Here is a 23,773-nt window from a genome sequence, read left to right as displayed (position 1 = left end):
GCACGTGCTGTCGTCCCGCTCGGGAATGCTCGCCCCGTAGGATCCGTTGGGTGGGGTGAGACCCAGCAAGGACCCAGACAGCTGTCGTCAGAGACAAGGAAGACACCCGTGAGCGACGTCCGCAACGTGATCATCATCGGCTCCGGGCCCGCGGGCTATACGGCCGCGCTCTACACCGCCCGTGCCTCCCTGAAGCCGCTGGTCTTCGAGGGCGCCGTCACCGCCGGTGGTGCGCTGATGAACACCACCGACGTGGAGAACTTCCCCGGGTTCCGTGAGGGCATCATGGGCCCCGACCTGATGGACAACATGCGCGCCCAGGCCGAGCGCTTCGGCGCCGAGCTGATCCCGGACGACGTGGTCGCCGTCGACCTGAGCGACGAGATCAAGACCGTCACGGACTCCGCCGGCACCGTCCACCGCGCCAAGGCCGTGATCGTCACCACCGGCTCGCAGCACCGCAAGCTGGGTCTGCCCCGCGAGGACGAGCTCTCCGGCCGCGGCGTCTCCTGGTGCGCCACCTGTGACGGGTTCTTCTTCAAGGACCAGGACATCGCCGTCATCGGCGGTGGCGACACCGCGATGGAGGAGGCCACCTTCCTCTCGCGCTTCGCCAAGTCCGTGACCGTCGTCCACCGTCGTGACACCCTGCGCGCCAGCAAGGCGATGCAGGAGCGTGCCTTCGCCGACCCCAAGATCTCCTTCATCTGGGACAGCGAGGTCGCCGAGATCCACGGTGAGAACAAGCTCTCCGGGCTGACGCTGCGCAACCTGAAGACCGGCGAGTCCTCCGAGCTGCCCGTGACCGGCCTGTTCATCGCCATCGGCCACGACCCGCGCACCGAGCTCTTCAAGGGCCAGCTGGAGCTGGACGACGAGGGCTACCTGAAGGTCGAAGCCCCCTCGACCCGCACCAACCTCACCGGTGTGTTCGCCGCCGGTGACGTCGTGGACCACACCTACCGCCAGGCGATCACCGCCGCCGGCACCGGTTGCTCCGCCGCGCTCGACGCCGAGCGCCACCTCGCCGCGCTCTCCGACGGCGAGGGTGTCCGGGAGCCCGAGAAGACCCCCTGATCCACCCCCACCACCCCTCCCCACGCAGAACAGATTCAAGGAGACCTCAGTGGCTCTCAAGACCGTGACCGACGCGTCCTTCGACGAGGACGTCCTCAAGAGCGACAAGCCCGTCCTGGTGGACTTCTGGGCCGAGTGGTGCGGTCCGTGCCGCCAGATCGCTCCTTCGCTCGAGGCGATCTCCGCCGAGTACGGCGACAAGATCGAGATCGTCAAGCTGAACATCGACCAGAACCCGACCACCGCCGCCAAGTACGGCGTCATGTCGATCCCGACGCTCAACGTCTACAAGGGTGGCGAGGTCGTCCAGACCATCGTCGGCGCCAAGCCCAAGGCGGCCCTCGAGCGCGAGCTGGCCGACTTCATCCACGCCGCCAAGTAAGCGCGTCACAGCAGGCCTGCGTCAGCAGGCGCTGTTTCACGTGAAACAGGCCCGTCCTTCTCCCAGGGGCGGGCCTGTTCGCTTTCCCGGAGCCGCCCGCAGAGGCCGGGGGGCGTCCTAGAGGGGTCGCAGCGCGGGCTCCTTCTGGACCGCGCCCAGCAGGCGGTCCAGGGCCAGCTCGACGTCCTCTTTCCAGGAGAGCGCCGTCCGCAGTTCCAGCCGCAGCCGCGGATAGCTCGGGTGCGGCCGTACCGTCTTGAAGCCGACGGCCAGAAGATGGTCGGCGGGCAGCACACAGGCCGGCTCTTTCCAGCGGGCGTCCCCGAACGCCTCGATCGCCTTGAAGCCCCGCCGGAGCACATCCTTGGCGACGGTCTGCACCATCACCCGGCCCAGGCCCTGCCCCTGGTAGGCCGGCATCAGCCAGGCGGTCATCAGCTGCACGGCGTCCGCGGCCACCGGACTGGTGGGGAACGCGGTGGAGCGTGGCACATAGGCGGGGGGAGCGTAGAGCACAAAGCCCACTGGCACATCGTCGACGTAGACCACACGGCCGCAGGAGCCCCACTCCAGCAGGACCGCGGAGATCCAGGCTTCCTTCTCCAGCTCCGGGCGTCCGGCTCTCAGCGCGGCTTCACCGCTGACGGGGTCCAGCTCCCAGAAGACGCACGCACGACAGCGCTTGGGAAGGTCCGGGAGGTTGTCCAGCGTGAGCGGTACGAGCCGTCGCCCCATGCAGCCAGTTCCTCACTTCCGTCGTGTGCCACGCTCCGGGCGGCGCTCAGCGCACTGAACTCCTTGAGAAGGCTGCCGACGAATCCGCCGACCGCTCCCAAGCTCAGACCCGCTGCCACCAGTCCGGTCCGGCTCACCGTTCGCATGGCCCCGCCCCTCCGTGAACTGTGTCCAACGTGGATGTGCCATACCCAACGCATCGTATCCGGAGGTCGATTGAGCGGATAGCCGGACAAGGCAAAGGGCGGGTTGTGTCCACGCAAGGTTCCACGTGAAACACAACCCGCCCCGAGGCGAGCGCCGTAAAGGTCCCTAGTCCGTGCTGTCGCCGTCCCCGTCGGAGAGCTTCTGCTCCAGCACCCGCCCCTCGCCGGGGGCCAGCGTGCCCAGAATCCGCTCCAGATCATCCATCGAGGCGAACTCGACGACGATCTTTCCCTTCTTCTGTCCGAGGTCCACCTTCACCCGGGTCTCGAAGCGGTCCGACAGCCGCGAGGCCAGATCGCTGAGCGCGGGGGCGACCCGGGCACCGGCCCGGGGGCCCTTGCCCTTCCCCGTGCTCTTCGGACGCGACCCCATCAGGGTCACGATCTCCTCCACCGCACGCACCGACAGCCCCTCGGCCACGATGCGATGGGCGAGCCGGTCCTGCTCCTCCGAATCATCGATGGAGAGCAGGGCACGGGCGTGACCGGCGGAGAGCACTCCGGCCGCCACCCGTCGCTGCACGGCCGGTGAGAGCTTCAGTAGACGCAGGGTGTTGGAGACCTGGGGACGCGAACGCCCGATGCGGTCCGCCAGCTCGTCGTGCGTGCAGTTGAAGTCCTTGAGCAGCTGGTCGTAGGCGGCCGCCTCTTCCAGCGGGTTCAGCTGAGCCCGGTGCAGATTCTCCAGGAGCGCGTCCAGCAGAAGCTTCTCGTCATCCGTCGCCCGGATGATGGAGGGGATCCGCTCCAGCCCGGCCTCGCGGCAGGCGCGCAAGCGACGCTCGCCCATGATGAGCTCATAGCGCTCCGGCGCCAGTTGACGCACCACCACGGGCTGAAGCAGGCCGACCTCGCGGATGGAGGTGACCAGTTCGGCGAGGGCGTCGTCGTCGAAGACCTTACGAGGCTGCCGGGAGTTGGGCGTAATGGAGTCCAGGGGCAGCTCGGCGAAGTGCGCACCCGCCACCGGCTCCCCGGCCTCCGTTTCACGTGAAACGGAGCCATATACCTGAGAGCCACCCACGTGCGCTTCACGGGGAAGGGTGACCTCGTCCACCGTCATCGTGGTCGCCGTACCGGCCGCCCCGCGCTCCGCCGTCAGCACCGGCACCATGGTCGGGGACGTCACGCCGGACCCTACGGCCGGTCCGCTCTTCTCCACGCCCTTCGGTGCCGGCGGGATCAGCGCACCGAGCCCTCGGCCCAGTCCTCTACGTCGCTCACTCACTGAAGCCCCTCCGACATACTGTGCTGGTCTTGCTGTTGCTGGCGACCCACCGTGTGAGCCCTGGCGCCTTCGTAGTGCACGCCGACCCCCCGTAGCGCGATCTCCCGGGCCGCCTCCAGATAGGACAGCGCCCCACTGGAACCCGGGTCGTAGGTAAGAACTGTCTGCCCATAGCTGGGCGCCTCGGAGATGCGGACCGAGCGCGGGATGCTGGTCCGCAGCACCTCCTGGCCGAAGTGCGTGCGTACCTCGTCGGCGACCTGCGAGGCGAGCCGGGTTCGGCCGTCGTACATCGTCAGCAGGATCGTCGACACATGGAGCTTGGGGTTCAGATGCCCCCGCACCAGCTCGACGTTGCGCAGCAGCTGGCCCAGTCCTTCCAGCGCGTAGTACTCGCACTGGATGGGGATCAGCACCTCGGCGCCGGCGACGAGTGCGTTGACCGTCAGCAGGCCGAGCGAGGGCGGGCAGTCGATGAGGATGTAGTCCAGCGGCTGCTCATAGGACTTGATCGCCCGGTCCAGCCGGCTCTCCCGGGCCACGAGCGAGACCAGCTCGATCTCGGCGCCCGCCAGGTCGATGGTGGCAGGAGCGCAGAAGAGCCCCTCCACATCCGTCACCGGCTGCACCACGTCGGAGAGCTTCTTGTTGTCCACGAGGACGTCGTAGATCGACGGCACATCGGCGTGGTGGTCGATTCCCAGAGCCGTCGAGGCGTTGCCCTGCGGATCGAGGTCGATGACGAGCACCCGATTGCCGTGGAGCGCCAGGGAGGCGGCCAGGTTCACGGTGGTCGTGGTCTTCCCGACCCCGCCCTTCTGGTTGGCGACCACCATCACCCGGGTCTGTTCCGGCCTCGGCATCGGCATGGGGGCCGTTTCACGTGAAACAGCCACGACCGCGGGGACGGGACCAGGGACAGGCGCTGGTTCGGAGTCGGCGGGGCGGGGGCCGGGGACCGGGTCGGTCATCGGCCCCGCGATGTTGGCGTCGGACCGCAAGGATTCACTCTCCTCGACATCAGGCTCGCAATGAACAGAGCCTGCCATGCTTTCGGGGTCGCGAACCAGCGAGGCCCGTTCTCCTGTGGATGAATCCCGTGGGCCTGTGGACGATCCCACTTCCTCGACCGGCCGACGGCCACGCGGCGCGGAGGCCGCACGACTGCGGCCGATGATTCCATGCAGCAGGGAGCGATGTTTCACGTGAAACACGATGCACGGCACGCCGCGCTACCGAGCCGCGACACTCCGCTATGGGTAGTTTTGCCAGCTTGTATGGAGCATTGCATCCGAGGGATCCCCTCGGATGCCTCACATCCGCTGCCGGCGCGTCAGCGACGACGGCGCGAGCGGTCGGCCCTGGCGGCCTTGGCCCGCTTGGCGGCGAACCGCACCCCGCCGGGGCTCTCCCCGACCTCGACCCGCACCACGGTGGACAGCGGCTCCACCACGCCCTCGCCGACCTGGAGCACCGAGGTCCGTACGACACCGAGCTTGCTCAGTGCGGCACGGGCGCCCTGGAGCTCCTCCTCCGCCGTGTCCCCCTTGAGCGCCAGCATCTCGCCGTAGGGGCGCAGCAGCGGCACGCCCCAGCCGGCCAGCCGGTCCAGGGGCGCGACGGCCCGGGCGGTGACCACGTGCACCGGATCGACCTTGCCCAGCATCTCCTCGGCCCGGCCGCGGACCACCGTGACGTGGTCCAGGCCGAGCAGCTCCACGACCTCCTGCAGGAAGGTCGTGCGGCGCAGCAGCGGCTCGAGCAGGGTGATCTGCAGGTCCGGGCGGACGAGGGCCAGCGGGATACCGGGCAGACCGGCGCCCGAGCCCACGTCGCACACCGAGACGCCGTCCGGCACGGCCTCGGAGAGCACCGCACAGTTCAGCAGGTGGCGCTCCCACAGGCGGGGGACCTCACGGGGGCCGATCAGTCCACGCTTCACACCCGCGTCAGCGAGCAGTTCCGCGTAGCGGACGGCCTCCGGAAAGCGGTCACCGAATACCGCCCGCGCCGCCGCGGGCGCCGGGGGGAGCTCCGCTGCCTCTTCCACGGGGAACCGTCCTTCCGTACAACGTTGGGTGGAACTCCGACGTCCGCTGTGAACGCCGGAATCTGAATATCAGGCTGACAAGGATCGGCCCCGCCTGCGAGCAGACGGGGCCGTACACACCTGGAAGTGCGACAGATCAGGCCGGGAGGACGACCACTCGGCGCTGCGGCTCCTCGCCCTCGGACTCGCTGCTCAGGCCGGCCGCGGCCACCGCGTCGTGGACGACCTTGCGCTCGAAGGGGGTCATCGGGTCCAGCTTGACGGGCTGACCGGTGCTCTTGGCCTCCTGGGCGGCCTTGGCACCGATCTCGGCCAGCTCCTCGCGCTTGCGCGCCCGGAAACCGGCGATGTCGAGCATGAGACGGCTGCGGTCGCCGGTCTCCCGGTTCACCGCGAGCCGGGTCAGCTCCTGGAGGGCCTCCAGGACCTCACCGTCGCGGCCCACCAGCTTCTGCAGGTCACGGCTGGTGGAGTCGCTGATGATCGACACCGAGGCGCGGTCCGCTTCGACGTCCATGTCGATGTCGCCGTCGAGGTCGGCGATGTCCAGCAGCCCCTCGAGGTAATCGGCGGCGATCTCGCCCTCCTGCTCGAGGCGGGACAGCGTGTCGGTGCCCTCGGCGGCGGTCTGGGGCTGCGTCTCCGTCACGGTGGACTCCTTCATTACTTCTTCGACGGGTGCTTGGGCCGCTGCGGGCCGCCCTTGCGCTGTCCGGACTTGGCGCTGCGGGAGGTGCCGCCCTGCTTGGACTTGGCGTCACCCGGCTGGTCGTCCCGGTCCTTCTCCAGCGAGGTCTTCTTGGTGTCCCCGACGGGCTGGGCCGTGCCGGCGACCTGGCGCTTGGCCTTCGTCTGGCGCTTGGGCTGCTGACGGGCCGCACGGGCGGCCTCGACGGCCTTGCGGGCCTCGACCTCCGCCGGGTCCTCCTTCAGCTTGCCCTTGGCCCGCAGGCGCTCCTGGCGCTGGGTGTAGGCGAGGCTGCCCGGGGTGGGGTTGCGGCGGATGACGAACATCTGCTGGCCCAGGGTCCACACGTTGGTGGTCAGCCAGTAGACGAGGACACCGACCGGGAAGTTGATGCCGAAGACGGCGAACATGATCGGGAAGACGTACATCAGCATCTTCTGCTGCTGCATGAACGGCGTCTTCACCGTGAGGTCGACGTTCTTCGTCATCAGCTGGCGCTGCGTGTAGAACTGCGACAGCGACATCAGGACGATCATGATGACCGTGACCACGCGGACGTCGGTCAGCGTGGAACCGAGGGACTCGACCTTGCTCGCGCTGTCCATGAACTTCGACGCGATCGGGGCGCCGAAGATGTGCGCTCTACGGGCGCTGTCCACCAGCTCCTGGTCCAGGACGCCGACCTCGTGCCCACCGGCGATCTTGTTCAGCACCTGGTACAGGGCGATGAAGAAGGGCGACTGCGCCAGAATCGGGAGGCAGCTCGAGAGCGGGTTGGTGCCCGACTCCTTGTAGAGCTTCATCATCTCTTCGGACTGGCGCTGCTTGTCGCTCTTGTAGCGCTCCTGGATCGCCTTCATCTTCGGCTGGAGCGCCTGCATGTTCCGCGTGGCCTTGATCTGCTTCACGAAGAGCGGGATCAGGCAGATACGGATCAGCACCACCAGCGAGACGATGGACAGACCCCACGCCGCGCCGCTGTCCTTGTTGAAGATCAGGCTGAAGAACGAGTGAAACTGGACGATGATCCAGGAAACGGCGTAATAGAGAGGATTCAGGATCGTGTCCACGAATCAGGCTCCTTGGGCGTTGGGCTGAGTCTCGGGCTGTGCGGTGGGCCCCTCGGCGGGGTGCCCACCCAGTCGGCTCCTCAGCCGCTGGTGCCAGACCGGACGCTTCCGGGGAGGGACGTGGTCGACGCCACCGAGCGACCACGGGTTGCAGCGCAGGATGCGCCAGGCCGTCAGCGCCGTTCCTTTGACCGCGCCATGCACGTCAATGGCCTTGTAGCCGTAGTGCGAGCACGACGGGTAGTACTTGCAGACCGGGCCCAGCAAGGGGCTGATGGTCCACTGGTAGAGCTTGATCAACCACAGCAGCGGGTACTTCACTGTGCGCTCCCTCCCGGGTGACCGGGGTTCCGGGGGTCACCCCCCGGGGGATTGCTTCGCGGCGCCCCTCCCAGCAGCCGCTGCAGCGCGGTATCGAGATCGCGGGCCAGCTGCTCATGGTCCGCCTCACCCGCGCCGGGCAGGGCTCGCACCACCACCAGGCTACCGGCGGGCAGCTGATCCAGCCGGTCACGCATGAGGTGGCGCAGGCGCCGCTTGACGAGATTGCGGACCACGGCACCGCCGACGGCCTTGCTCACGACGAAACCCGCACGCACCGAGGGGACGTTCCCCCCCGGCGTGTGCGGGTCCGTTGTACCGCTGCGTAGGTGGACGACGAGGAGCGGGCGCCCGGCCCTGCGTCCTCGGCGAACCGCGGTCGCAAAGTCCTCGCGCCGCCTCAGCCGAGACTCGGAAGGCAGCACGACCTGGACCTTGCCGTCAGGCCGGTCAGGCCGACAGGCGGGCGCGACCCTTGCCACGGCGGGACGCGAGGATCGCGCGGCCGGCACGGGTGCGCATGCGCAGGCGGAAGCCGTGGGTCTTCGCGCGGCGGCGGTTGTTCGGCTGGAAGGTGCGCTTGCTCACTCGGGGACTCCAGAAATATTGATGGCGGGACATCGCCTGGCTGTCACCGTGCGCCCACGAGAAGCTCGCAATACGCCCAAGTGCACCGCTTCACGATCACGATCAGATACGATCGCGATCTTTGCCCATCGGAGGCAGGCGGCAGCAGCCATCGACAACTCGACCTGGTCACGGTACGCGCGGTTACGCCATCCGGTCAAACCGGCAGTGCACCAGGCATACACCGTAGCTTCCCTCAGGGCCGAGCCGACACCACGTGCCGACCCATGGCACATTTGTACACACCCTGTGGACAACGACTTGAACCGTACACCTCGGCCTGACTACCGTGGCTGAACTCTGAATCCTTCCCGCACGTCCCGAGAACCACACATTCGTGGGACTCCGGGGCGCCCCCCTGACCCGTGACTGAGAGAGCGTGCCCTGTGGCTGACCTGCCCGCCGATCTTGCCGCAGTGTGGCCGCGCGTGCTCGAACAGCTCCTCGGTGAGGGGCGAGGCCAGGGCGTGGAGAGCAAGGACGAGCACTGGATCAAGCGGTGCCAGCCGTTGGCCCTGGTGGCCGACACGGCCCTGCTGGCCGTGCCCAACGAGTTCGCCAAGGGCGTCCTGGAGGGCCGGCTGGCGCCGATCGTCAGCGAGACCCTCAGCCGCGAGTGCGGCCGCCCCATCCGGATCGCGATCACCGTCGACGAGTCCGCGGGCGAGCCCCCCGCGCCTCAGGGCCCTCCCCAGGCCCAGGAGCGCCCCCAGCACCAGCCCGGCCAGCGTCCGGGCCCCGGGCAGGGCCGTGACGCCTACGAGGGCTATGACAGCCACGGCGGCTACGACGGCCGCGAGAGCTACGGCGGCCGCCCCGGCTCCGACGAGCTGCCGTCCGTACGCCCCGCCTACCCCGACTACCAGCAGCCCCGGACCGACCCGGGCGCCTGGCCGCGCCACTCGGCGCCCCCCGGACCGGCCGCGCCCGACCGCGGCGACTATGGCTGGCAGCAGCCGCGCCTGGGCTCCTTCGCCGAGTCCGAGCGCGACCCCTACGCCTCGCAGTACGAGCAGCAGCAGCCGGACTACCGCTCCCCGGGCCAGGGCGAGCGGTCGGCGTACGAGCAGCGCCGGGAGCTGCCCGACGGCCCCTCCCGCGGCGGCCCGTCCGGCTCGCCGTCCGACCGTTCCAGCGGCTCTTCGTCCTCCGCGTCCTCGACGGGGGCGGCCGAGCCGACGGCACGGCTGAACCCGAAGTACCTCTTCGACACCTTCGTCATCGGCGCGTCCAACCGCTTCGCGCACGCGGCGGCCGTGGCGGTGGCCGAGGCGCCGGCCAAGGCGTACAACCCCCTGTTCATCTACGGGGAGTCCGGGCTCGGCAAGACGCACCTGCTGCATGCCATCGGGCACTACGCGCGCAGCCTCTACCCGGGTACGCGGGTGCGCTACGTGAGCTCCGAGGAGTTCACCAACGAGTTCATCAACTCCATCCGCGACGGCAAGGCGGACGCGTTCCGCAAGCGCTACCGCGACATGGACATCCTGCTGGTCGACGACATCCAGTTCCTCGCGAGCAAGGAGTCGACGCAGGAGGAGTTCTTCCACACGTTCAACACCCTGCACAACGCCAACAAGCAGATCGTGCTCTCCTCGGACCGGCCGCCCAAGCAGCTGGTGACCCTCGAGGACCGGCTCCGCAACCGCTTCGAGTGGGGCCTGATCACGGATGTGCAGCCGCCCGAGCTCGAGACCCGGATCGCGATCCTGCGCAAGAAGGCGGTCCAGGAGCAGCTCAACGCGCCGCCGGAGGTGCTGGAGTTCATCGCGTCCCGCATCTCGCGCAACATCCGCGAGCTGGAGGGCGCCCTCATCCGGGTGACGGCCTTCGCGAGCCTGAACCGGCAGCCGGTGGACCTGGGCCTGACCGAGATCGTCCTGAAGGACCTGATCCCGGGCGGCGAGGACGCCTCCCCGGAGATCACGGCGCCGGCCATCATGGCGGCGACCGCCGACTACTTCGGGCACACCGTCGAGGACCTGTGCGGAGCCTCGCGCAGCCGGGTGCTGGTGACGGCCCGGCAGATCGCGATGTACCTCTGCCGCGAGCTGACGGACCTCTCCCTGCCGAAGATCGGCGCCCAGTTCGGCGGCCGTGACCACACGACCGTGATGCACGCGGACCGCAAGATCCGGGCGCTGATGGCCGAACGACGCTCCATCTACAACCAGGTGACCGAGCTGACGAACCGCATCAAGAACGGCTGACAGGGCCGGCGAGGGCCGTCTGAGGGCGCTTCGGGACGCTTCCCGGGGCGCCCTTCGGCGTTCCCGGGGCCCGTCGACGGCGACCGCACCGCGCCGCGCACTCCCCAGTCTGTTCGAATATGGGCTCTGACCTGGGGGTTCTCCACAGATTCTGGCGTCGTCCACCGTCCACACCCTGGGGACCGGGAAGTTATCCAGATCATGTCCACAGGCCGGGCTGTTGATATGCCATCAGCCGAGGTCAGCGGGCTGGGGATTTGTGGCAAACGGCGCTCCACAGCCTGTGGACGGACGGTCCGCCCACAACCGCCCCGGCCGTTGTCCACCGGCCGCCCACAGGAGGACCGGTGTTATACACAGCCTTTCCACATCCCTGTCCACTGTTCGGCAACGAAACGCCGAAGGTCACCGCACCGAGTGAAAGCCGTCACACCAAGATGCCGGATTGGGCTGTGGGCAACGTGGGTAAAGCTGGGGACAGGCCTGGGGAGAAGTGCGCCCTGCCTGTGCACCGGGTGTGCAGAACTTTTCGCGGTCCACAGAAGCCCCCGGTTTTCCACTGCCCCCACCCACAGGCTCGGTGGACAAAAAATCCGGCCTGACCTGGGCAAAGGAAGTTTTCCACGGTTTCCACAGGCCCTACTACTACGACCACAGAGATCTACCGGGAAACTCGCTTCGAAGTGGGTCCTGTGCACAACTCGGCCGCGGGCCGCGCCACGCCCCGGACCTCGACTTGACCGCCGGCCGCACCGACTGTCAGCGGCGTGCGTCAGACTGGTCTCCGGCAACTCAGCCGACGAAGAAGCCAGCAGGGCGAGCCAGCAACAAGCAGGAGGCGGTTCCGGTGAAGATCCGGGTGGAGCGCGATGTACTCGCGGAGGCAGTGGCCTGGGCGGCCCGCAGCCTCCCGGCCCGTCCGCCGGTACCGGTCCTCGCGGGCCTGCTGCTCAAGGCGGAGGACGGCTCCCTGAGCCTGTCCGGCTTCGACTACGAGGTCTCCGCCCGGGTCTCGGTCGAGGCCGATGTGGAGGAGGACGGCACCGTCCTCGTCTCCGGCCGCCTCCTCGCCGACATCTGCCGCGCACTTCCCAACAGGCCTGTGGAGATCTCCACCGACGGCGTGCGCGTCACCGTCGTCTGCGGCTCCTCGCGATTCACACTCCACACCCTGCCTGTGGAGGAATACCCGGCCCTGCCCCAGATGCCCACCGCCACCGGCACGGTCCCGGGCGAGGTCTTCGCCTCGGCCGCCGCCCAGGTCGCCATCGCCGCCGGCCGCGACGACACGCTGCCCGTGCTCACCGGTGTCCGCATCGAGATCGAGGGCGACACCGTCACCCTGGCCTCCACCGACCGCTACCGCTTCGCGGTCCGCGAGTTCATGTGGAAGCCGGAGACCCCGGACATCTCCGCCGTCGCCCTGGTGCCCGCCAAGACGCTGCTGGAGACCGCCAAGTCGCTCAGCGGCGGCGACACCGTCTCGATCGCCCTGTCCGGCTCCGGTGCCGGCGAGGGCCTGATCGGCTTCGAGGGCGCCGGCCGTCGTACGACCACCCGTCTGCTCGAGGGCGACCTGCCGAAGTACCGCACGCTCTTCCCGACCGAGTTCAACTCCGTCGCCGTGATCGAGACCGCCCCGTTCGTCGAGGCCGTCAAGCGCGTCGCGCTCGTCGCCGAGCGCAACACCCCGGTCCGCCTCAGCTTCGAGCAGGGCGTCCTCATCCTCGAGGCCGGCTCCAGCGACGACGCACAGGCTGTGGAAAGGGTCGACGCCAACCTCGAGGGCGACGACATCTCGATCGCGTTCAACCCCGGCTTCCTGCTGGAGGGCCTCTCCGCGATCGACTCCCCGGTCGCCCAGCTGTCCTTCACCACGTCCACCAAGCCCGCGCTGCTCAGCGGCAAGCCCGCCCTGGACGCCGAGGCGAACGACGCCTACAAGTACCTGATCATGCCGGTGCGGCTGTCCGGCTGAGGCGGGCCGCCCCTGCCCGGGGGCCGCTCACCCGATGAGCGCCCCCGGTCCACAGGTGTGCACAAACCCTCGGGCGTAGGCTCGGAGCAGGTACCTCCGGTACACCTCGCACGACTACGGCACTTAAGGATCACTGATGGAGCTCGGTCTCGTCGGCCTTGGCAAGATGGGCGGCAACATGCGCGAGCGCATCCGCCGCGCAGGCCACACCGTCATCGGATACGACCGCAACCGCGACCTCGCGGATGTCCACAGCCTCAAGGACCTTGTGGATTCCCTGCAGGGTCCGCGCGTCGTGTGGGTCATGGTCCCCGCGGGCGACGCGACCCAGTCCACCATCGACGAGCTCGGCGAGCTGCTCTCCCCGGGTGACATCGTCGTCGACGGCGGAAACTCCCGCTGGACCGACGACGAGAAGCACGCCGAGGAGCTCGCCGCCAAGGGCATCGGCTTCGTCGACTGCGGCGTCTCCGGCGGTGTCTGGGGCCTGGAGAACGGCTACGCCCTGATGTACGGCGGCGACGCCGAGAACGTCGCGAAGGTCCAGCCCATCTTCGACGCGCTCAAGCCCGAGGGCGACTTCGGCTCCGTCCACGCCGGCAAGGTCGGTGCGGGCCACTTCGCCAAGATGGTCCACAACGGCATCGAGTACGCGATGATGCAGGCCTACGCCGAGGGCTGGGAGCTCCTGGAGAAGGTCGACTCCGTCACCGACGTGCGCGAGGTCTTCCGCAGCTGGCAGGAGGGCACGGTCATCCGCTCCTGGCTGCTCGACCTGGCCGTCAACGCCCTCGACGAGGACGAGCACCTGGACGGCCTGCGCGGCTTCGCCGCCGACTCCGGCGAGGGCCGCTGGACCGTCGAGGCCGCCATCGACAACGCCGTGCCGCTCCCCGCGATCACGGCGTCCCTGTTCGCCCGCTTCTCCTCCCGCCAGGAGGACTCGCCGCAGATGAAGATGATCGCCGCGCTGCGCAACCAGTTCGGTGGCCACGCGGTCGAGAGCAAGAAGTAAGACCCGCAGCAGCCGGGGAGGTCGGCGCACACCCATGCACGTTTCGCATCTGTCGCTGGCCGACTTCCGCTCGTACGCCCGGGCCGAGGTTCCGCTCGACCCGGGCGTCACGGCCTTCGTGGGCCCCAACGGCCAGGGCAAGACCAACCTCGTCGAGGCGGTCGGCTATCTGGCGACGCTCGGCAGCCACCGGGTCTCCTCCGACGCGCCCCTGGTCCGCATGGGCGCCGACCGGGCGGTCATCCGCGCCTCGGTCGTCCAGGACGAGCGACAGCAGCTGATCGAGCTGGAGCTCAACCCCGGCCGCGCCAACCGGGCCCGGATCAATCGTTCCTCCCAGGTCAGACCGCGCGACGTGCTCGGCATCGTCCGCACGGTCCTGTTCGCCCCCGAGGACCTGGCGCTGGTCAAGGGCGACCCCGGGGAGCGCCGCCGCTTCCTGGACGAACTGATCACCGCCCGCTCCCCCCGCATGGCGGGCGTGCGCTCCGACTACGAGCGCGTCCTCAAGCAGCGCAACACCCTCCTGAAGTCCGCCGCGATGGCCCGCCGCCACGGCGGCCGCGGCATGGACCTGTCCACGCTCGACATCTGGGACCAGCACCTGGCCCGGGCGGGCGCCGAGCTGCTCGCGCGCCGGCTGGACCTGATAGCCACGCTGCGGCCGCTGGCCGACAAGGCCTACGAGCAGCTGGCGCCCGGCGGCGGCCCGGTCTCCTTCGACTACCGCGGCCCCGCCGGCATCGAGGGCGTCCACACCCGCGAGGAGCTCTACGAGGTGCTGCTCGCGGCCCTGGCCGAGGCGCGCAAGCAGGAGATCGAGCGCGGCGTGACGCTGGTCGGCCCGCACCGCGACGAGCTGCTCCTCAGGCTCGGCCCGCTGCCGGCCAAGGGCTACGCCAGCCACGGCGAGTCCTGGTCGTACGCGCTGGCGCTGCGCCTGGCCTCGTACGAGCTGCTGCGCTCGGAGGGCAACGAGCCGGTGCTGGTGCTGGACGACGTCTTCGCGGAGCTGGACGCCCGGCGCCGGGAGCGGCTGGCCGAGCTGGTCGCCCCGGGTGAGCAGGTGCTGGTGACGGCGGCCGTGGACGACGACGTACCGGGCGTGCTGGTGGGCGCGCGGTACGCGGTCGCGGAGGGCAGGGTCGAACGCGTATGAGCGACCGTCCCGAGCAGAGCGCCCCGCAGCCGGCCAAGGCGCCCGAGCCCTCCGGCGTGGACCTGGCGCGCGTGGCGCTGCGGGCCGCCAAGGAGCAGGCGCGGGCGCGGGGCAACGCGGCGCAGCAGAAGAAGCAGGCGCGCCGCGGCGGCCTGCGCTCCGGCGCGCGCGCCGACGGGCGCGATCCGCTGCCGCTGGGCGCCGCGATCAACCGGCTGATCACCGAGCGGGGCTGGGAGAAGCCCGCGGCGGTGGGCGGCGTGATGGGCCGCTGGCCGCAGATGGTGGGCCCGGAGGTGGCCCTGCACTGCGAGCCGCAGGCCTACGACGAGGACGCCCGGGTGCTGACGGTGCAGTGCGACTCGACGGCGTGGGCGACCCAGCTGCGGCTGCTGGCGCCCCAGCTCGTGGCCCGGCTGAACGCCGACCTCGGCCAGGGAACCGTGAAGCTGATCAAGGTGCTGGGGCCCGGCGGCCCCGGGCGCCGGTACGGGCAGCTGCGCGCCCCCGGGAGCATGGGACCGGGCGACACCTACGGGTGATCCGGTGGCCCGCGCGCACCCCCGGCCGCTCCGGCGGTGAAGCCAGTGACGCCTGCGGACGGCTGAGACTGCGCTCACGGTTGCGGGCGGTTGACAGCCCGAAGCGCTGAGTGCCGCTGTGAGCCTCTTGGAGCCCCGGGCCGCATATAGGGAGTCGGCTGATGCCGGTTCAGGGCGGCACGTGAGGACTCAGGCACCGCCAAACCCCCATTCATGTCAGCGCCACCGGTACACTGGTAGTAATCCCGCCGGATCGCGGGACTCGTGGACAACCGCTGAACGACGCAGCCTCCTGCCTGCCCCGGAAACCCCCGCCGCAGCAGGGAAGGCCTGTGCTGTGCCAGAAAGGGCGCTTCGTGGCCGATTCCGGCAACCCCAACGAGAACACCACCCCCTCCCAGGCAGCGGACGCCGTGACCGGCGCCGCTGTCGGCGAGACGTCGTACGACGCCAGTGCGATCACCGTTCTGGAGGGCCTGGACGCGGTCCGCAAGCGGCCCGGTATGTACATCGGCTCCACCGGCGAGCGGGGCCTGCACCACCTCGTCCAAGAGGTCGTGGACAACTCCGTCGACGAGGCCATGGCCGGCCACGCCGACACCATCGACGTGACGATCCTGCCCGACGGCGGTGTGCGCGTCGTGGACAACGGCCGAGGCATCCCGGTCGGCATCGTCCCCTCCGAGGGCAAGCCCGCCGTCGAGGTCGTGCTGACCGTCCTGCACGCGGGCGGCAAGTTCGGCGGCGGCGGCTACGCCGTCTCCGGTGGTCTGCACGGCGTCGGCGTCTCGGTCGTCAACGCCCTGTCGACGCGCGTCGCGGTCGAGGTCAAGACCGACGGCTTCCGCTGGACGCAGGACTACAAGCTCGGCGTCCCCACGGCCCCCCTCCAGCAGAACGAGGCGACCGACGAGACGGGCACCTCGGTCACCTTCTGGGCCGACGGCGACATCTTCGAGACCACCGAGTACTCCTTCGAGACGCTCTCGCGGCGCTTCCAGGAGATGGCCTTCCTCAACAAGGGCCTGCGCATCTCGCTGACCGACCTCCGCGCCGACCACGTCGACGAGGAGGGCAAGCCGCTGTCGGTGGGGTACCACTACGAGGGCGGCATCGTCGACTTCGTGACGTACCTCAACTCGCGCAAGGGCGAGCTGATCCACCCGACCGTCATCGACGTCGAGGCCGAGGACAAGGAGCGCATGCTCTCGGTCGAGATCGCGATGCAGTGGAACAGCCAGTACAGCGAGGGCGTCTACAGCTTCGCCAACACCATCCACACCCATGAGGGCGGTACCCACGAGGAGGGCTTCCGCGCCGCGCTGACGGGTCTGATCAACCGTTACGCCCGCGACAAGAAGCTGCTCCGCGAGAAGGACGACAACCTCACGGGTGAGGACATCCGCGAGGGTCTGACCGCGATCATCTCCGTCAAGCTCGGCGAGCCGCAGTTCGAGGGCCAGACGAAGACCAAGCTGGGCAACACCGAGGCCAAGACCTTCGTCCAGAAGGTCGTCCACGAGCACCTCACGGACTGGCTGGACCGCAACCCCAACGAGGCCGCGGACATCATCCGCAAGGGCATCCAGGCGGCGACCGCCCGCGTGGCCGCCCGCAAGGCGCGCGACCTGACCCGCCGCAAGGGCCTGCTCGAGACGGCGTCGCTGCCGGGCAAGCTCAGCGACTGCCAGTCGAACGACCCGACCAAGTGCGAGATCTTCATCGTCGAGGGTGACTCCGCCGGCGGCTCGGCCAAGTCCGGCCGCAACCCGCAGTACCAGGCGATCCTCCCGATCCGAGGCAAGATCCTCAACGTCGAGAAGGCGCGCGTCGACAAGATCCTGCAGAACACCGAGGTCCAGGCGCTCATCTCCGCCTTCGGCACCGGTGTGCACGAGGACTTCGACATCTCGAAGCTCCGCTATCACAAGATCATCCTGATGGCGGACGCCGACGTCGACGGTCAGCACATCAACACCCTGCTGCTCACCTTCCTCTTCCGCTTTATGCGGCCGCTGGTCGAGGCCGGGCACGTCTACCTCTCCCGCCCCCCGCTGTACAAGATCAAGTGGGGCCGGGACGACTTCGAGTACGCCTACTCCGACCGCGAGCGCGACGCGCTGATCCAGCTCGGCCGGGAGAACGGCAAGCGGATCAAGGACGACTCGGTCCAGCGCTTCAAGGGTCTCGGCGAGATGAACGCCGAGGAGCTGCGCGTCACCACCATGGACGTCGACCACCGCGTTCTCGGCCAGGTCACCCTGGACGACGCGGCGCAGGCGGACGACCTGTTCTCGGTGCTCATGGGCGAGGACGTCGAGGCACGGCGCTCCTTCATCCAGCGCAACGCCAAGGACGTCCGCTTCCTCGACATCTGAGCCTGTCGGCCCACGAGAAACAGCCGCAGCGCGAAAGGACTTTGAACAGCAATGGCCGACGAGACCCCTGAGACTCCCACCGCTCCCGTGCCCGAAGTCACCCCCGAGGGCGCGCCCGCGCCCCTGGAGGGCGTCGGCATGCGCGTCGAGCCCGTCGGGCTCGAGACCGAGATGCAGCGCTCGTACCTCGACTACGCGATGAGCGTCATCGTCTCGCGTGCGCTGCCCGACGTGCGGGACGGCCTCAAGCCGGTGCACCGCCGCGTGCTCTACGCGATGTACGACGGCGGCTACCGCCCCGAGAAGGGCTTCTACAAGTGCGCCCGCGTCGTCGGTGACGTCATGGGTACGTACCACCCGCACGGCGACGCCTCGATCTACGACGCCCTGGTGCGCCTGGCGCAGCACTGGTCGATGCGCATGCCGCTGGTGGACTCCAACGGCAACTTCGGTTCCCCGGGCAACGACCCGGCCGCCGCCATGCGGTACACCGAGTGCAAGATGATGCCGCTGTCCATGGAGATGCTCCGGGACATCGACGAGGAGACCGTCGACTTCCAGGACAACTACGACGGCCGCAACCAGGAGCCGACGGTCCTGCCGGCGCGCTTCCCGAACCTGCTGATCAACGGTTCGGCGGGCATCGCGGTCGGCATGGCCACCAACATCCCGCCGCACAACCTCCGCGAGGTGGCCGAGGGTGCCCAGTGGTACCTGGCCAACCCGGAGGCGACGCCGGAGGAGCTCCTCGAGGCGCTCATGGAGCGGATCAAGGGCCCCGACTTCCCGACCGGCGCGCTCGTGGTGGGCCGCAAGGGCATCGAGGAGGCCTACCGCACCGGCCGTGGTTCGATCACCATGCGTGCGGTGGTCGAGGTCGAGGAGATCCAGAACCGCCAGTGCCTGGTGGTCACCGAGCTGCCCTACCAGGTCAACCCGGACAACCTCGCCCAGAAGATCGCCGACCTGGTGAAGGACGGCAAGATCGGCGGCATCGCGGACGTCCGCGACGAGACCTCCTCGCGCACCGGCCAGCGCCTGGTCGTCGTCCTCAAGCGGGACGCGGTCGCCAAGGTCGTGCTGAACAACCTCTACAAGCACACCGACCTGCAGACGAACTTCGGCGCCAACATGCTGGCGCTGGTCGACGGCGTGCCGCGCACGCTGTCCCTGGACGCCTTCATCCGCAACTGGGTGACGCACCAGGTCGAGGTCATCGTCCGGCGCACCCGCTTCCGGCTCCGCAAGGCCGAGGAGCGCGCCCACATCCTGCGCGGTCTGCTCAAGGCGCTCGACGCCATCGACGAGGTCATCGCGCTGATCCGGCGCAGCGACACCGTCGACGTCGCCCGCGAGGGCCTGATGGGCCTGCTGCAGATCGACGAGATCCAGGCCAACGCGATCCTGGAGATGCAGCTGCGCCGCCTGGCGGCCCTGGAGCACCAGAAGATCACCGCCGAGCACGACGAGCTCCAGGCGAAGATCAACGAGTACAACGCCATCCTCGCCTCCCCCGAGCGGCAGCGGATGATCATCAGCGAGGAGCTGACGGCGATCGTCGACAAGTTCGGCGACGACCGGCGCTCGCAGCTGGTGCCCTTCGACGGCGACATGTCCATCGAGGACCTCATCGCCGAAGAGGACATCGTCGTCACCATCACCAACGGTGGCTACGTCAAGCGCACCAAGACCGAGGACTACCGCTCGCAGAAGCGCGGCGGCAAGGGCGTGCGGGGCACGAAGCTCAAGCAGGACGACATCGTCGACCACTTCTTCGTCTCCACCACCCACCACTGGCTGCTGTTCTTCACCAACAAGGGCCGGGTCTACCGGGCCAAGGCGTACGAGCTGCCGGACGCCGGCCGGGACGCGCGCGGTCAGCACGTGGCGAACCTGCTGGCCTTCCAGCCGGACGAGAAGATCGCCCAGATCCTCGCCGTCCGCGACTACGACGTGGCGCCCTACCTGGTGCTGGCCACCAAGTCCGGCCTGGTGAAGAAGACCTCGCTCAAGGACTACGACTCGCCGCGCTCCGGCGGTGTCATCGCCATCAACCTCCGCGAGACGGACGGCGGCGTCGAGGACGAGCTGATCGGTGCCGAGCTGGTCTCCGCCGCGGACGACCTGCTGCTGATCAGCAAGAAGGCGCAGTCGATCCGCTTCACCGCCACCGACGAGGCCCTGCGCCCCATGGGCCGGGCCACCTCCGGTGTCAAGGGCATGAGCTTCCGCGAGGGTGACGAGCTGCTCTCGATGAATGTCGTCCGTCCCGGTACGTTCGTCTTCACCGCCACCGACGGCGGTTACGCGAAGCGGACGAACGTCGACGAGTACCGCGTCCAGGGTCGTGGCGGCCTCGGCATCAAGGCCGCCAAGATCGTGGAGGACCGCGGCTCGCTGGTCGGCGCTCTGGTGGTCGAGGAGACGGACGAGATCCTCGCCATCACGCTGAGCGGCGGTGTGATCCGTACCCGGGTCAACGAAGTCAGGGAGACGGGCCGTGACACCATGGGCGTCCAACTGATCAACCTGGGCAAGCGCGATGCCGTCGTGGGCATCGCCCGGAACGCCGAGGCCGGTCGCGAGGCTGAGGGCGTCGAGGAGTTGGGCGACGCAGCCGAGGGCGACGGGTCCGAGGCGGCCGAGGGCACAGCGCCCCTGGTCGAGGACACCGAGGAGTAAGTCGTGAGTGGAGCCACGGGCACCGCCACCGGCGGTGCGGCCGCCAAGCGGAAGTCATCCGCGAAGGCCGCACCCGAGAAGGCGGGGGTCCGTGGCTCTGCCACGGACAGCGCGGACGGCGCGGGCTCCGGGGCCGACGGGACCGGGACCGCAGGCAGGGGGAGGACCATGACCGAGACCCGTGATCCGCAGCCGTACCACCCGCCGAAGGCCTACGAGCCTCCGGCCGAGCGTTCCGCTTCCGATTCCGCTTCTGCCGCCGATTCCGGCGCCGAAGCCGACGCCGGTTCCGATGGCGCCGCACGCGCCGCCTCGAACGGCGGCGACGCCAAGAACAGCGCGGGCAAGGCCGGCAAGACCGGGGGCAAGGGCGGCCAGGACGCCAAGGCGGGCAAGGCCCTGGGCGTCCCCAAGCAGGCCGAGCGGGCCGCCGGACAGGCCGGAGGGGAATCGGCCCGCCGGCCGCGTCCCGAGGCCCGTACGGCCCCGCGTACGCGCAAGGCGAGGCTGCGGGTGGCCAAGGCCGACCCGTGGTCGGTGATGAAGGTCAGCTTCCTGCTGTCGGTCGCGCTGGGCGTGTGCACCATCGTGGCGGCGACGGTGCTGTGGCTGGTCATGGACGGCATGGGCGTCTTCTCCACGGTCGGCGGCACCATCAGCGACGCCACGGCCTCCGGTGAGAGCGGCGGCGGCTTCGACCTGGAGTCCTTCCTGTCGCTGCCGCACGTGCTGCTGTTCACCTCGGTCATCGCGGTGATCGACGTGGTGCTGGCGACGGCCCTGGCGACGCTGGGGGCCTTCGTCTACAACCTCTCCGCCGGCTTCGTGGGCGGCGTGGAGCTGACGCTCGCCGAGGACGAATAGCGGGCATGACGCCCTGGGGCCCGGGCGATTTTGGGACTGGGCCCCAAGTGCGCTAATCTTTCGGTGTCGCGAGGGGCTATAGCTCAGACGGTTAGAGCGCTTCCCTGATAAGGAAGAGGCCACAGGTTCAAGTCCTGTTAGCCCCACTCGCACGATCGGCCCGGACGGAATTCTCCGTCCGGGCCGATCGCTTTTGGGAGTTCGGGCCCGGCGGGGGAGCGGACGCAGGTCACCGATCGGTATCGGCCGGTGTGTATCATCGGCCACCAGAGGTCCCCTTACGTCAAGGAAAGACGAGGTCGCGCGGTGAAGAAGCTGCTCCTGGTCGCACTGGCCGCCATCGGCGGGCTCCTCGTGTACCGGCAGATCCAGGCGGATCGCGCCGAGCAGGACCTGTGGACGGAGGCGACCGACTCCGTGCCCGCAGGTTCGGGCGTGTGAGCTGAAGACAAGCGTTGAGCAGGGCCCCGACCGCCAGGCGGTCGGGGCCCTGTCCTTTTAGTTGCGGTCGCAAATAAAATGATTGCGAACGTGAAGCTTCTCCCGTGATGTCCCACCTGTCCCCTGCGGTGCGCCGCTCAGCCGACGGTGAGCGCCCACACCCCCACCGCGAGGCACAGCAGCGCCACGATCAGCACCGGCACCGCCACCTTGGCGGATGGCCCGGAACGCCCGTGGGGGGCCCGTACGGCCCCGGTGAAGGGCCCTTGGGCGGGCGGCGGCGGTAACGGGCGGGGATAGGGCTGCGGGGCCGTGTAGGGGCGCGTGGGCGGGTAGTTCGGCCGCGGCGGTGCGAGCGGGACGCCCTCCGCCCCCGGCTCCGCAGGGGGTTGCGGCCGTTGCTCCGGGCGCGGTTCCGGTTCGGGGCCCGAGGGGCCGAAACCCGGGGGCAGCGGGCCCAGCTGGTCGAAGACCTCGATCCGCTCCTCGTCCTCGGGCGGCTCGCCCAGCAGCTCCACGGCCGCCGACAGGGCCTTGCGCGCCCCCGTGGCCGTACGGAAGCGGGTGTAGGGATCGGGGTGCAGCAGGTTCGCGATCACGTCCCAGAGCGGTTCGGGAACCTCCTGGGGGGCGTTCGGCACGCCCCGCTCCTGGAAGAGCTCCACGAGCGCCTCGGCGTCCGGTTTGCGGCCCGTGAGGAGATACAGCGCGACCAGGCCGACGGCGAAGAGGTCGGCGGGGAAGTCGGGTTCCTCGCCCAGCATTTGCTCGGGCGCGAAGTAACCGGGGGTTCCCATAACGAAGTTGGTGTCCGTCAGCCGGGGCTCGCCCTTGCGCATGGCGATCCCGAAATCGGAGAGGCGTAAATGCGGCCTCCCCGTACCGGTCGCCTCCAAAAGGAGGTTGGCCGGTTTGATGTCGCGGTGCACGACGCCTTCCGCGTGCACCGCCGCGAGCCCGGACAGCAGCTGGTCCAGCAGGACGCACACGAAATGCGGCGGCAACGGCCCGTAGTCGCCGATGAGATGGGCCAGCGAACCGCCGCCCACCATCTCCATGGTGAACAGGACCTTGTCGTCGTCCGCCGCCCAGCTCATCGGCGCCAGCACATGGGGATGATCGATGCGAAGCGCCTGTTCGCGGACGAACCTCAGCAGTGTGTGGGCGTCGCTCTGCTGCAGCACCTTGGCCGCCACATAGCGCCGTCGGCGCTGGTCCCAGGCCCGCCAGACCGCCCCCGCCCCGCCGCGTCCGATCGGGTCCACCAGCTCGTACCGCCCAGCGAAGACCTCACCCATGTCGTTCGCGCCGCCCCCGCCTCCTGCTCCGCCGGCCTCGCCGGCACGGTCAGCTCTGGTGCGCCTCGTAGTGCGCGACGGCCTCGGCCGTCCTGCCGGCGCCGTAGACGCGCAGGAACTCGGCGAGCTCGGGATGGGTGGGGGCGAGCGTGCCGGCGGCCTCGATGATGTCCCCGGCGCCCGCCACCGACCGCAGCAGGGACTGGATCTCGCGGACCACCCGGCGCACGGTCGGAGCGCCGCTGCTGGCCGTCGTCTGGGTGGAGTTGAGGACCGAGCCGCCCGAGCTCTTCTTGACCTCCTCCATGCGCTCGGCGGCCTCGGCGGCGCTCACGCTGCCGTCGGCGACCTGGCTGGAGAGCTCCTGCAGCGCCTGCACCCGCTGTACCACCGCGGGATTGCCGATCTTCGCCCGCTGACCACTCATCAGCTGCGAGAGCATGGGCGCCGAGAGGCCCAGGACGGAGGCGAGACGGGCCTGGTTGAGGCCGAGGTCGTCGATGAGACGGCGGAAGAGCGCCCCCAACGGCTCCCCGTACCAGCTCCGCTGCAGCTCCCGTGCGCGGGCGGTGGCTTCCTGCTGTGATGCGTCCATCTCGCTCTCCCCTTCGCTTCGCTGCAGCGAATCTTGCGGTGCATCCTACGGAGAGTGGTGGGTCCCGGCGATACCCGGTCGGGAAACACCCCTGGCACCGGGTAGTCTGGTCCCCGACGGGGCCTTAGCTCAGTTGGTAGAGCGCTGTCTTTGCATGGCAGATGTCAGGGGTTCGACTCCCCTAGGCTCCACCGTCATAAAACCCCCTCCGACCTGCAGAAATGCAG

22 protein-coding genes and 2 tRNA genes are annotated in these 23,773 nt (G+C 69.2%); 13 read left to right on the top strand and 11 right to left on the bottom strand.

All coding sequences use genetic code 11. The features are described 5' to 3' along the window. Positions 1–108 precede the first annotated feature (108 nt). Both trxB and trxA read left to right on the top strand, forming a co-directional pair. Positions 109–1,077, top strand: a complete 969-nt coding sequence (gene trxB / locus AB0G59_RS13460; RefSeq protein ID WP_360911081.1) for a thioredoxin-disulfide reductase — start codon at positions 109–111, stop codon at positions 1,075–1,077. A 49-nt stretch (positions 1,078–1,126) separates the two neighbouring features. Continuing rightward, entirely contained in the window at positions 1,127–1,459 is a 333-nt protein-coding gene (trxA, locus tag AB0G59_RS13455; RefSeq protein WP_360911079.1) for a thioredoxin, read from the top strand. Between the two features lie 117 nt (positions 1,460–1,576). Here trxA and AB0G59_RS13450 read toward each other — a convergent pair whose 3' ends face one another. The 9 genes from AB0G59_RS13450 to rpmH all read right to left on the bottom strand — a co-directional run bounded on the left by AB0G59_RS13450 (position 1,577) and on the right by rpmH (position 8,345). Continuing rightward, positions 1,577–2,194 carry a GNAT family N-acetyltransferase gene (locus AB0G59_RS13450; protein ID WP_360911077.1) on the bottom strand — a complete coding sequence of 206 codons (618 nt, stop codon included), beginning with the start codon at positions 2,192–2,194 and terminating at the stop codon, positions 1,577–1,579. 312 nt (positions 2,195–2,506) lie between these two features. Then, entirely contained in the window at positions 2,507–3,628 is a 1,122-nt protein-coding gene (locus tag AB0G59_RS13445; protein ID WP_360911075.1) for a ParB/RepB/Spo0J family partition protein, read from the bottom strand. Next, positions 3,625–4,677, bottom strand: a complete 1,053-nt coding sequence (locus AB0G59_RS13440; protein ID WP_360911073.1) for a ParA family protein — start codon at positions 4,675–4,677, stop codon at positions 3,625–3,627. Before AB0G59_RS13440 ends, AB0G59_RS13445 begins: the two co-directional genes overlap by 4 nt. 284 nt (positions 4,678–4,961) lie before the next feature. Continuing rightward, a complete protein-coding gene (rsmG, locus tag AB0G59_RS13435; protein WP_071966148.1) occupies positions 4,962–5,678 on the bottom strand; it encodes a 16S rRNA (guanine(527)-N(7))-methyltransferase RsmG in 717 nt (238 codons plus the stop codon). A 136-nt stretch (positions 5,679–5,814) separates the two neighbouring features. After that, complete coding sequence (locus AB0G59_RS13430) at positions 5,815–6,342, bottom strand: R3H domain-containing nucleic acid-binding protein (protein WP_071966149.1); 528 nt, start codon at positions 6,340–6,342, stop codon at positions 5,815–5,817. Next, the gene (gene yidC, locus AB0G59_RS13425) at positions 6,342–7,436 is read right to left on the bottom strand and encodes a membrane protein insertase YidC (protein ID WP_360911070.1); all 1,095 of its coding nucleotides are present in this window, start codon (positions 7,434–7,436) and stop codon (positions 6,342–6,344) included. Before yidC ends, AB0G59_RS13430 begins: the two co-directional genes overlap by 1 nt. Positions 7,437–7,439: 3 nt before the next feature. Continuing rightward, positions 7,440–7,757 (bottom strand): membrane protein insertion efficiency factor YidD, encoded by a 318-nt coding sequence (gene yidD, locus AB0G59_RS13420; RefSeq protein ID WP_071966153.1) that lies wholly within the window; start codon positions 7,755–7,757, stop codon positions 7,440–7,442. Continuing rightward, entirely contained in the window at positions 7,754–8,182 is a 429-nt protein-coding gene (gene rnpA / locus AB0G59_RS13415; RefSeq protein WP_360911067.1) for a ribonuclease P protein component, read from the bottom strand. Before rnpA ends, yidD begins: the two co-directional genes overlap by 4 nt. Before the next feature lie 25 nt (positions 8,183–8,207). After that, the gene (rpmH, locus tag AB0G59_RS13410) at positions 8,208–8,345 is read right to left on the bottom strand and encodes a 50S ribosomal protein L34 (protein WP_003949374.1); all 138 of its coding nucleotides are present in this window, start codon (positions 8,343–8,345) and stop codon (positions 8,208–8,210) included. A 425-nt stretch (positions 8,346–8,770) separates the two neighbouring features. On the opposite strand from rpmH, the gene dnaA reads away from it, so the two are divergent. The 10 genes from dnaA to AB0G59_RS13360 all read left to right on the top strand — a co-directional run bounded on the left by dnaA (position 8,771) and on the right by AB0G59_RS13360 (position 21,653). Further along, positions 8,771–10,594: a chromosomal replication initiator protein DnaA gene (gene dnaA / locus AB0G59_RS13405; RefSeq protein WP_360911065.1), complete on the top strand. Its 1,824-nt coding sequence runs from the start codon at positions 8,771–8,773 to the stop codon at positions 10,592–10,594. 847 nt (positions 10,595–11,441) lie between these two features. Continuing rightward, positions 11,442–12,572 carry a DNA polymerase III subunit beta gene (gene dnaN / locus AB0G59_RS13400; protein ID WP_360911063.1) on the top strand — a complete coding sequence of 377 codons (1,131 nt, stop codon included), beginning with the start codon at positions 11,442–11,444 and terminating at the stop codon, positions 12,570–12,572. A 136-nt stretch (positions 12,573–12,708) separates the two neighbouring features. Then, positions 12,709–13,587 (top strand): phosphogluconate dehydrogenase (NAD(+)-dependent, decarboxylating), encoded by an 879-nt coding sequence (gene gnd, locus AB0G59_RS13395; RefSeq protein ID WP_071966159.1) that lies wholly within the window; start codon positions 12,709–12,711, stop codon positions 13,585–13,587. A gap of 34 nt (positions 13,588–13,621) precedes the next feature. After that, on the top strand, positions 13,622–14,746 hold the full coding sequence (gene recF / locus AB0G59_RS13390) for a DNA replication/repair protein RecF (RefSeq protein ID WP_071966160.1): 1,125 nt from the start codon (positions 13,622–13,624) through the stop codon (positions 14,744–14,746). Further along, positions 14,743–15,288, top strand: a complete 546-nt coding sequence (locus AB0G59_RS13385) for a DciA family protein (RefSeq protein WP_360911060.1) — start codon at positions 14,743–14,745, stop codon at positions 15,286–15,288. Before recF ends, AB0G59_RS13385 begins: the two co-directional genes overlap by 4 nt. A 332-nt stretch (positions 15,289–15,620) precedes the next feature. Next, positions 15,621–17,666 carry a DNA topoisomerase (ATP-hydrolyzing) subunit B gene (gene gyrB, locus AB0G59_RS13380; RefSeq protein WP_360911058.1) on the top strand — a complete coding sequence of 682 codons (2,046 nt, stop codon included), beginning with the start codon at positions 15,621–15,623 and terminating at the stop codon, positions 17,664–17,666. Positions 17,667–17,717: 51 nt separating this feature from the next. Continuing rightward, positions 17,718–20,348, top strand: a complete 2,631-nt coding sequence (gyrA, locus tag AB0G59_RS13375; protein WP_360911056.1) for a DNA gyrase subunit A — start codon at positions 17,718–17,720, stop codon at positions 20,346–20,348. Positions 20,349–20,351: 3 nt separating this feature from the next. Further along, on the top strand, positions 20,352–21,212 hold the full coding sequence (locus AB0G59_RS13370; RefSeq protein WP_360911054.1) for a DUF3566 domain-containing protein: 861 nt from the start codon (positions 20,352–20,354) through the stop codon (positions 21,210–21,212). A 72-nt stretch (positions 21,213–21,284) separates the two neighbouring features. Further along, positions 21,285–21,358, top strand: a tRNA-Ile gene (locus tag AB0G59_RS13365). A 160-nt stretch (positions 21,359–21,518) separates the two neighbouring features. Continuing rightward, entirely contained in the window at positions 21,519–21,653 is a 135-nt protein-coding gene (locus AB0G59_RS13360; RefSeq protein WP_003958712.1) for a DLW-39 family protein, read from the top strand. 137 nt (positions 21,654–21,790) lie between these two features. Here AB0G59_RS13360 and AB0G59_RS13355 read toward each other — a convergent pair whose 3' ends face one another. Continuing rightward, positions 21,791–22,951, bottom strand: coding sequence for a serine/threonine-protein kinase (locus tag AB0G59_RS13355; RefSeq protein ID WP_360911052.1), 1,161 nt, complete (start codon positions 22,949–22,951; stop codon positions 21,791–21,793). 49 nt (positions 22,952–23,000) lie between these two features. Continuing rightward, on the bottom strand, positions 23,001–23,546 hold the full coding sequence (locus AB0G59_RS13350) for a DNA-binding protein (protein ID WP_360911050.1): 546 nt from the start codon (positions 23,544–23,546) through the stop codon (positions 23,001–23,003). Positions 23,547–23,664: 118 nt separating this feature from the next. Between AB0G59_RS13350 and AB0G59_RS13345 the strand changes: the two genes are divergently transcribed. Continuing rightward, positions 23,665–23,737 (top strand) — tRNA-Ala (locus AB0G59_RS13345). Positions 23,738–23,773 lie beyond the last annotated feature (36 nt).

Origin of the sequence: Streptomyces sp. NPDC021096 (assembly GCF_040641275.1) — a bacterium.
Lineage (GTDB): Bacteria > Actinomycetota > Actinomycetes > Streptomycetales > Streptomycetaceae > Streptomyces.
Note: the sequence above shows the minus strand (reverse complement) of the source record. Positions and strands in the feature narration are given on the sequence as shown.